General features: G+C 32.2%; 8 protein-coding genes and 1 tRNA gene. 3 read left to right on the top strand and 6 right to left on the bottom strand.

The window, feature by feature from the left end:
* The 3 genes from Q0678_RS11250 to Q0678_RS11240 form a co-directional block, all read right to left on the bottom strand.
* On the bottom strand, nt 1-1,173 hold a 1,173-nt coding region (locus Q0678_RS11250), incomplete at its 3' end, for a BspA family leucine-rich repeat surface protein (protein WP_299057911.1).
* A gap of 80 nt (nt 1,174-1,253) precedes the next feature.
* Entirely contained in the window at nt 1,254-1,616 is a 363-nt protein-coding gene (locus Q0678_RS11245) for a hypothetical protein (RefSeq protein ID WP_299057909.1), read from the bottom strand.
* Between the two features lie 713 nt (nt 1,617-2,329).
* Nucleotides 2,330-2,411 (bottom strand) — tRNA-Leu (locus tag Q0678_RS11240).
* A gap of 124 nt (nt 2,412-2,535) precedes the next feature.
* Here Q0678_RS11240 and Q0678_RS11235 point away from each other — a divergent pair.
* From Q0678_RS11235 to Q0678_RS11225, 3 genes are all read left to right on the top strand, one after another.
* A complete protein-coding gene (locus Q0678_RS11235; RefSeq protein ID WP_299057907.1) occupies nt 2,536-3,924 on the top strand; it encodes a dipeptidase in 1,389 nt (462 codons plus the stop codon).
* Between the two features lie 250 nt (nt 3,925-4,174).
* Nucleotides 4,175-4,546, top strand: coding sequence for a BlaI/MecI/CopY family transcriptional regulator (locus Q0678_RS11230; protein ID WP_299057905.1), 372 nt, complete (start codon nt 4,175-4,177; stop codon nt 4,544-4,546).
* Nucleotides 4,543-5,979, top strand: coding sequence for a M56 family metallopeptidase (locus Q0678_RS11225; protein WP_299057903.1), 1,437 nt, complete (start codon nt 4,543-4,545; stop codon nt 5,977-5,979). The genes Q0678_RS11230 and Q0678_RS11225 overlap by 4 nt, the downstream gene beginning before the upstream one ends.
* 204 nt (nt 5,980-6,183) lie before the next feature.
* On the opposite strand, the gene Q0678_RS11220 is transcribed toward Q0678_RS11225, so the two are convergent.
* The 3 genes from Q0678_RS11220 to Q0678_RS11210 all read right to left on the bottom strand — a co-directional run bounded on the left by Q0678_RS11220 (nt 6,184) and on the right by Q0678_RS11210 (nt 9,188).
* Nucleotides 6,184-6,780 carry an alkylphosphonate utilization protein gene (locus tag Q0678_RS11220; RefSeq protein ID WP_299057901.1) on the bottom strand — a complete coding sequence of 199 codons (597 nt, stop codon included), beginning with the start codon at nt 6,778-6,780 and terminating at the stop codon, nt 6,184-6,186.
* A 226-nt stretch (nt 6,781-7,006) separates the two neighbouring features.
* On the bottom strand, nt 7,007-8,629 hold the full coding sequence (gene ade, locus Q0678_RS11215) for an adenine deaminase (RefSeq protein ID WP_299057899.1): 1,623 nt from the start codon (nt 8,627-8,629) through the stop codon (nt 7,007-7,009).
* A gap of 1 nt (nt 8,630) precedes the next feature.
* Complete coding sequence (locus Q0678_RS11210) at nt 8,631-9,188, bottom strand: 5-formyltetrahydrofolate cyclo-ligase (RefSeq protein ID WP_299057897.1); 558 nt, start codon at nt 9,186-9,188, stop codon at nt 8,631-8,633.
* Between the last annotated feature and the right edge of the window lies 1 nt (nt 9,189).

The following is a 9,189-nucleotide window of genomic DNA, read 5'->3' as shown; positions in this document are numbered from 1 at the left end:
ATGATTGAATGATTTAGCTTCCTTAAACATCTCTGACATATTAATTACATTACTTACATCCCAATCACCCAGAGGTTGATTGAATGATTTAGCTTCCTTAAACATCTCTGACATATTAATTACATTACTTACATCCCAACCTTCCAAGGGATGATTGAATGATTTAGCTTCCTTAAACATCTCTGACATATTAATTACATTACTTACATCCCAATCACCCAGAGGTTCATTAAATGACTCAGCTCCATCAAATATCATTAACATGTCTTCCACATTGCTTACATTCCATTCACCTATAGGTTGATTAAATGACTCAGCTCCTGAAAACATCTCTGTCAAATCTTTCACATTACCAACATCCCAACCTCCTATGGGTTGATTAAATGATTCAGCTGTCTGAAACATCCCATAAATACTAGTCACATTCCTTACATCCCATTCACCTATGGGTTGGTTGAATGAATCAGCTCCAGAAAACATACACTTCATGTTAGTTACATTACTTACATCCCATCTCCCTAGAGGTTGATTAAATGAATCAGCTCCAGAAAACATAGACTCCATGTTAGTTACATTACTTACATCCCAACCTCCTATGGGTTGATTAAATGATTTAGCTGTCTGAAACATCCTATAAATACTAGTCACATTACTTACATCCCATTTGTCAATAGGTGAATTAAATTCATGAGCATTAAGAAAAAGTGATGACATATCAGTGACCTCAGAGGTATCCCAATCTGAAATATAACCATATTTTATTTCTGCCAGTTTCTCGTCATCTAACCATTCTTTTACTGCTACTCTTATTGTTTCGTTATTGAATTTCATTGTTTTAAAATCAAATAAGACTCCATTTTCACTCCATTCTTTAATGATTGTAGACTTACCATTCCTATAAGTTCCTTCTAATTTTTTTTGTCCGTTTTTATACCACTCGACATAATCTCCGTTAAACTCTCCGTTTAAACGAATAACTTGTCTAGCTTTAGTTCCATTATCGTGATAAGAAGTTATTTCTCCATCATCTTGTACATTATTAGTCCAATTTACCTCTACTTGAAGTTGCCCATTTTCATGATATAATCTTGTTATACCATTACGCTTTCCGTCCTCTGAAACTTCGTACTCTTCTCTTATTTTTCCATTATCAAAGTATATTGCCTTTTTCATAGTTATTTTTTTATTGTATTTACGAATTATCAGATGGTCTTAGTATTATTTTTGTAAGGTTTAAATATAACTATTAAATTCTAATCATAATTTTTATCCATAGGCATTCTAGTAATAGCGACTCTTCTATTTATATCACCTTCAAAAACACAAAGAATTTGATCATCATTTAATAATTCATAAATAACATTTACAGAATAACTGTTACTTTCATTATGTAGGGAAGTAAAAATCTTATCATCTTCTACCTTTGTAATCTTTTCATATATAACTTCATCCTCTTTAAAGCTAAAATTGATTATTTTGAATTGATCCTTTTCTTCATTGTACATTATTGTTGTAAAGTAAGAACTAGTAGGTGATGTCCAGACTCCTTCAAATTTTTCCATTTGTGCTTTAGCACTTAAACTCATTAATAATAAAGCGGTAAGTAATAATTTCATAATTATTTTTTTTTAAAAATTAAACATATAACGCATTATCAGATAGTCTTAGTATTTTTCTTGTAATGCATTTTGGCCATTATCAGAAAGTCTTAGTATTTTCTTTGTACTGATTTAATTTTACCACAAAACCCAACCATCAACTTAAGCCACCAGACGTTCGTTATTATAAACATCCTCTTTCCGATATAGTACACTACTTCCAATATTTAAAGGAATTAAAATCACTTCTCGTTTCCAATTATTTAATGTTTGAACTGTGACACTCAAAACTTTTGAAACTTAGTTTCGAGTCATGTATTGAGTATCCTCAACACTTATTGATAAACGGTTCAATGGGTTTCCAATAGATCGTTGTCGGTTTAATTCTAATTTGACAACTCATTAACTATTTGGAGAAGTTATTCTTAATTGTATTACATTTTTTTGTTAACTCAAATTAAATACCCAATATGAGCGGGTTATGGGCTATATACATTTGACAGCAAAGTGCTAAAAAAGAAAGTGATTTTTAAAAAGTAACCCGGGGTCACTATAAATGAAGTTGTAGTGGATTTTTTAGCGTTTTTTACTAATACAGTAAATACAACAAGTGTAGGTTTAGAACAACTTTGTTCTAATGATTATTGAAATTTACCGTACATTAATCGTGAAAATACTAAAATAAAAAAACCTCAACTCGCTACTTATTAGCTTGTTAAGGTTTTTAACTGTACAGGCGGAGAGACTCGAACTCTCACACCTCGCGGCACTAGATCCTAAGTCTAGCGTGTCTACCAATTCCACCACGCCTGCTTAATCTACAGATAAACCTGTAGCTTTTCCGAATATTTCGGGATGCAAATATAAACAATACTTACAAACTACAAACTTGTTCATTATAATTTTTATATTTTTGAAGTAGAAAAAACAAAATTAAATGGATACCATAAAAAATTACATTCAAGAAAACAAACAACGATTCTTAGACGAATTAATTTCTTTGCTTAAAATACCTTCTGTAAGCGCCGATTCTGCTTACAAAAAAGACGTTTTAAATACTGCAGATTTCGTTTTAGAAAGTCTTAAAAAAGCAGGATGTGATAACGTAGAGTTGTGTGAAACACCTGGGTATCCAATTATCTACGGAGAAAAAATTATTGATAAAAACCTACCAACTATCTTAGTTTATGGGCATTATGATGTGCAACCCGCAGACCCAATAGAACTTTGGACTTCCCCGCCGTTTGAGCCTGTTATTAAAAATACAGACATTCATCCTGAAGGAGCCATTTTTGCAAGAGGAGCATGCGATGATAAAGGGCAAATGTACATGCATATAAAGGCTTTAGAGTACATGACCTCTACTGGTAACTTACCTTGCAACGTAAAATTTATGATAGAAGGTGAAGAAGAGGTTGGTTCTGAGAGTTTATCTTGGTTTGTTCCTAGAAATAAAGAAAAATTAGCTAATGATGTAATTTTGATCTCTGATACAGGAATGATTGCAAATGACATACCTTCTATTACAACTGGTTTGCGTGGTTTAAGTTATGTAGAAGTAGAAGTTACCGGGCCAAACAGAGATTTGCATTCTGGCCTTTATGGTGGCGCCGTTGCCAATCCAATTAATATTTTAACCAAAATGATTGCTTCTCTTCATGATGAAAATAATCATATTACCATTCCTGGTTTTTATGATAAAGTAGAAGAACTATCTACAGAAGAGAGAGCCGCAATGGCTGCAGCACCTTTCTCTCTAGAAAATTACAAAAAGGCATTAGATATTGATGCTGTTTATGGCGAAAACGGATATTCTACAAACGAGCGCAATTCTATAAGACCTACTTTAGATGTTAATGGAATTTGGGGCGGGTATACTGGCGAAGGCGCAAAAACAGTAATTGCCAGCAAAGCCTATGCAAAAATATCTATGCGATTGGTTCCAAATCAAGATTGGAAAGAAATCACCGAACTCTTTAAAACTCATTTCGAAAACATTGCTCCTAAATCAGTAAAAGTGCTTGTAAAACCTCATCATGGCGGTCAGGGTTATGTAACACCAACAAATAATATTGCCTACAAAGCAGCAAGTAAAGCCTATGAAACTAGCTTTGGCAAAACCCCAATTCCGCAAAGAAGTGGTGGTAGTATCCCTATTGTAGCGTTGTTTGAGCAAGAACTAAAAAGTAAAACCATTTTAATGGGCTTTGGTTTAGATTCTGATGCCATTCACTCGCCAAACGAACATTTTGGTATTTGGAATTACCTAAAAGGCATCGAAACCATTCCGTATTTTTACAAGTATTTTACAGAAATGTCTAAATAATTATAATCCGTTCAGCAATGAGCGGATTTTTTTTGGGCGTTCCTTTTTCCTGATGGCAATCAGGATAAAAGTCAGGCTTTCCGCACTCGCTTCCCGAAAAATCGGGAGAGCTCAAACAAACGCTACAATCCTTAACGCAGGCCTACTTGCTGGCTACAATAATTAAAAACAAGTAAAATTATTGTTTTTTAACTCTACATTTGTAGAATTCATTTTTTTATTCTATGTTTGTAGAGTAAAAATAAAACAAATGCAATTATCTAAAACCGAAGAACAGTTAATGCAGTATTTATGGAAACGTAAAAAAGCATTTTTAAAAGATTTGATTGAAGATTTTCCTGAACCAAAACCTGCAACAACAACTGTTGCAACCTTGCTAAAAAGAATTTCAGACAAAGGCTATATCGATTTTAAATTGTTCGGTAAATCAAGAGAATATTTTCCGTTGGTAAAGAAAACAGATTACTTTTCTAAACATGTAAACGGTTTAATTAAAAATTTCTTTAATGATTCTGCAAGTCAGTTTGCCTCATTTTTTACTGAAGAAACTAATCTTTCTACAAAAGAATTAGAAGATTTGAAAAAAATAATAGACAGTCAAATTAAAAAACAGCAAAAATGATCATCTACTTATTAAAATCGGCAGGTTGTTTGGCTTTGTTACTATTTTTCTATCATGCAGTTTTAGAAAAAGAAAAAATGCATAACTTTAATAGATACTATTTATTAATTGGGGTATTTACCTCATTATCTGCGCCTTTAATTACTTTTGTTACCTATGTAAAACAACCAGAATTTACTGCACTTTACATACCAAATACAAATATTTTAATCGAAGAAGGTAATTTTAATTACACGCAATTAGCAATCATTATTTATATGTTAGTTACAACAGTATTCTTCTTTCGATTCGGATTTAATTTGATTAAAATAATCAGAAAAATAAATACAAACAATAAAGTAAAATACCAAAAAGCAACACTGGTTTTAGTAAACGACATTAATTTACCGCATACATTCTGGAATTATATTTTTATCAACAAAAAAAGGTACGAAAATGATGAAATTGAACAAGAACTATTTACGCATGAGCTAACACATGCAAAACAAAAACATACCTTCGATGTGCTTTTAACAGAACTCTTACAGGTTGTTTTTTGGATGAATCCGCTATTTATATTCCTAAAAAAAGCAATAAAACTAAACCATGAGTTTTTAGCAGACGAAACGGTAATTAACACTCATAAAAATACACTTCAATACCAGCACTTATTACTACATAAAACTGCTTGGAACAACAATTATTACTTGGCCAGTAATTTGAATTATTCACTTACTAAAAAAAGATTAAAAATGATGACAACAAAAAGTTCACACACAAAAGTATTGCTAAAAAAAATATTGGTTTTGCCACTTTTAAGCGGTTTTATCTTTCTATTTGCAAAAAGAATCGAGGCTCAGAAACCGAGCCAAAAAGAAAATAATATTCAATTTACGCTAAAGAAGATAGATACCTTAAAAAAGCCCATAACAATTAAGTTTGAAAATACATCGGCAACTAAAAAAGAGCTAAAAGAATACAATGCTCTCTTAGCAAAAGGAAAAAAGACACAATCGATTAGCACAAAAGAGCTCTTAAAAATACAGTATTTGTATAAATTAATGTCTAAAGAACAACAAAGTGAGGTAGAAAACTTTGGCAATTTAATTCCGCCACCACCGCCACCTGTTGCAGAAAAAGGACAAATAATTTTTAAAAACACAAAACTTGATAAAAATAATGTTTCCTTTTTTTTAAATAACAAAGCCATCTCTAAGAAAGAAATAGCCCTTATTTCTCCTGACAGCATAGATTCTTTAAAGGTTAAAAAAGACGGCAATGGTAATGGCGCTATCTACATTACTCAAAAAAATAAGATTGCTTATTATGTAAATGATAAATCGATTACAAAAAAAGAAATGGAAGCAATAGACACTAAAACTATTAAAAGTGTTGATGTAAAAAAAGATAAAAATGGAGAAGGTGCTGTTTATATTTATCTAAAAAAAGAATAAAAAAACTACCAAAAAAAGCCTCGAATTAATTCGAGGCTTTTTGTATTTAAATAAAACTTATATTAAAAGATAGCTATTTGCAGGCAAACAAGTGCGTTAGCGATTGCAGCAATTGTTTGAGCTCTCCCGATTTTTTTCGGGAAGCGAGTGCGGAAAGCGCCACTTTGGTTCTGATTGCCTTCAGAACAAAGAAACGCCCAAATATTACTCTTTCTCTGCCATTTTTTTTACATAATCTGTAATAATTACAATTTGAGTAGGCCCAACTTTACCTTCTATATATTTTGCATTTTCATGATCTAAAGAAATTCTACGCACCGCAGTTCCTTGTTTTGCAACCATGCTAGAACCTTTTACTTTTAGATCTTTTATTAAAACTACAGAATCTCCGGCTTCTAAAATAGCGCCATTTGCATCTCTATGAATAATTTTTTCGCTGTCGTCTAAATGATCTCCAGACTCTTTTGCAAAGCGCAAATCGTCATCCTCTAAATACATCATATCTAGTAAATCTTGAGGCCAACCTTCTTTACGCAAACGCGATAACATGCGCCAAGCAACCACTTTTACACCTCTATGCTCACTCCACATAGCATCATTTAAACAACGCCAATGATTGGCATCTGTTTGTTCTGGATTATCGATCTGAGTGATACAAGTTTCGCAAGCTAAAACACTTCCGTCAACGCCACCTCCGCCAGTTATCGTGGGTTTTACATCGTAAATTGATAAATTAGTAGTTGTAGTACATAACTCGCATTGATTGCCACTTCTGTTTTCTAAATCTTGTTGTAAACTCATTTTTTATTTTTGGTTGATTTTGGCAAAAGTACCATTTTATTTGAAGTTATGGCTGTAGAAGAAGCGTTGTAATATATTCGTTAAAATTACACAATCGACAGTTTAAAAAAACTTGATGAGATTTCTCCTAAAAAGTCGAAATAACACTCAAACCGCTCCACCTTTCACATTTTCATCTTTTCAACTTTTCAACTTTAATACTTTGAAACTTTGAAACTAAAGAATACTATGAAAAATCTAAAGATGTAAATTCAAATTTTTCTCCGTCAAACAGCCCTTTATCAGATAATTTTAAAGACGGAATTACCAGCAATGCCATAAACGATAGACTCATGTATGGCGCACGCAATTTACTACCCATTTGTTTTGCCATTGCGTCTAATGCTGCATACGATTTGCCTATTTCTTCAGCTGATAAATCAGACATAATTCCGGCAACTGGCAACGACACTATTTTTTCTTCAGATTGATTTACAGCGCATATTCCACCTTTATTTTTGATGATTAAATTAACTGCTTTACAAATGGCCTCATCAGAAACACCAACGGCTATAATATTATGAGAATCGTGCCCAACAGAACTTGCAATAGCACCTTCTTTAATTCCGAAATTCTTGATAAATGCAATTGCTGGCTCATCATTTTTATAGCGATTTACAACCGTCATTTTTAAAACATCAGTTGCTGTATTTGAAACCAAGTTTCCGTTTTCAATTAACGAATCTACTGTAATTTGATTGGTAACCAATTCGCCATCTAAAGCCTCGATAACACGAATCTTTTTTGCATCAGATTCAAATCTAAAATCAGAAATAGTTTTATAATCGGTGTTAAAATTATTCAACACTTCAAAAGCTACAGATTTTACAAAAGAATTGCCATTTTTGGCAACTAACTCACCATTTATATACGTTTCTAAGACTTTAAATTTTTCTAAATCTTCTACAACAATAAAATCTGCAAAATCGTCTTTTTGTAACAAACCAACATCCAACTTATAATGCTTAACCGGATTTACACAAGCTGCTTGTAACACTTTAAAAACATCAATTCCTTTTGCTACAGCTCTTTCACACAGTTGATTGATATGCCCTAACAACAAATCGTCTGGATGTTTATCATCAGAACAAAATAGCATATTTTCAAAATGTTCTGGTAATAGATCAATCAACGCATCAAAGTTTTTTGCAGCAGAACCTTCTCTGATAATCACCTTCATTCCTTTCTGTAATTTCTCTAATGCTTCCTTATAGGTAAAACATTCGTGATCTGTAGAAATTCCGGCAGCAATATATTTAGTAATGTCATTCCCTCTTAAACCTGGTGCATGCCCATCAATGGGTTTGTTATTGTTTTTTGCATGTTTAATTTTCTTTAACACCTCTTCATCATCAAACAAAACACCAGGATAATTCATCATTTCGGCCAAATATTTAATGTCCGGATTTTCCATCATCAATTGAATATCTTGAGAATCGATAATTGCACCAGCACTTTCAAAAGATGTTGCTGGCACACAACTTGGCGCGCCAAAATTAAATTTTAACGGAACTTTTTTTCCGTTTTCAATCATAAAATCAACGCCTTTTACACCCAACACATTGGCAATTTCATGCGGATCAGAAACGGTTGCCACTGTTCCGTGTACAACCGCAATTTTTGCGAATTCAGACGGAACTAACATGGAGCTTTCTATGTGAATATGCGCATCTACAAAGCCTGGTAAAATGTAATTTTCTACAGAGTGATTAGATTTTCTAACAGCTTTAATTTTTCCGTTTTCAACTTCAATTTCGCCTTTAAAAATCTGTCTATTTTGTATGTCTACTATACTTCCTTGAACTATCATTCTACTCAATTTTATTTGGATATATTACTTGATGCAACGGAATATCAAATTCATTTATATCATTAATATGCTCGATTGGTTTGAAAAAATTTAACCCAATAAATCTTGCTTCTTTTTTACATTTTATCAAAAAACGGTCGTAAAAACCTTTTCCGTAACCAACTCTGTAATTTTTATCATCAGAAATTAATAAGGGCACAAAAATTAAATCTAATTCTTCTTCTGAAACCTCAACTGCATTTACAGGTTCTGGTACTCCAAATTTATTTGGCTCTAAAACAGTTTCTTTTTCTAAATAATAATGGGTTAAAGTTTGGTTGTTAAAATTGCATTTAGAGACAACAATCCGTTTACCATTTTCTCTAAAATAATTTATTATTGGTTGGGTATCAATCTCTTTAAACTTAGTTAATGAAAGAAAAAAATGCACCGTTGTAATGTTCGAAATATTTAAATTACAAATTTGATCGAAGATATTTTTTTGAAAAGACACAATTTCATCGGCTGTTAAATTTAACCGTTTTTGCTTATATAACTCTCGAAGCTGATTTTTTTTCATG

It is taken from the genome of uncultured Polaribacter sp. (assembly GCF_947497125.1).
In the GTDB taxonomy this organism is placed as follows: Bacteria; Bacteroidota; Bacteroidia; order Flavobacteriales; family Flavobacteriaceae; genus Polaribacter.
The sequence above is the reverse complement of the archived record's forward strand: the minus strand, read 5'-3'. Positions and strand labels throughout refer to the sequence as shown.

Bases quoted from the DNA above. Each gene is read 5' to 3' on its own strand.
- Q0678_RS11235 (WP_299057907.1), top strand. From the start codon at position 2,536: ATGGATACCATAAAAAATTACATTCAAGAAAACAAACAACGATTCTTA.
- Q0678_RS11210 (WP_299057897.1), bottom strand. From the start codon at position 9,188: ATGAAAAAAAATCAGCTTCGAGAGTTATATAAGCAAAAACGGTTAAAT.
- Q0678_RS11220 (WP_299057901.1), bottom strand. From the start codon at position 6,780: ATGAGTTTACAACAAGATTTAGAAAACAGAAGTGGCAATCAATGCGAG.
- Q0678_RS11225 (WP_299057903.1), top strand. From the start codon at position 4,543: ATGATCATCTACTTATTAAAATCGGCAGGTTGTTTGGCTTTGTTACTA.
- Q0678_RS11230 (WP_299057905.1), top strand. From the start codon at position 4,175: ATGCAATTATCTAAAACCGAAGAACAGTTAATGCAGTATTTATGGAAA.
- ade (WP_299057899.1), bottom strand. From the start codon at position 8,629: ATGATAGTTCAAGGAAGTATAGTAGACATACAAAATAGACAGATTTTT.
- Q0678_RS11245 (WP_299057909.1), bottom strand. From the start codon at position 1,616: ATGAAATTATTACTTACCGCTTTATTATTAATGAGTTTAAGTGCTAAA.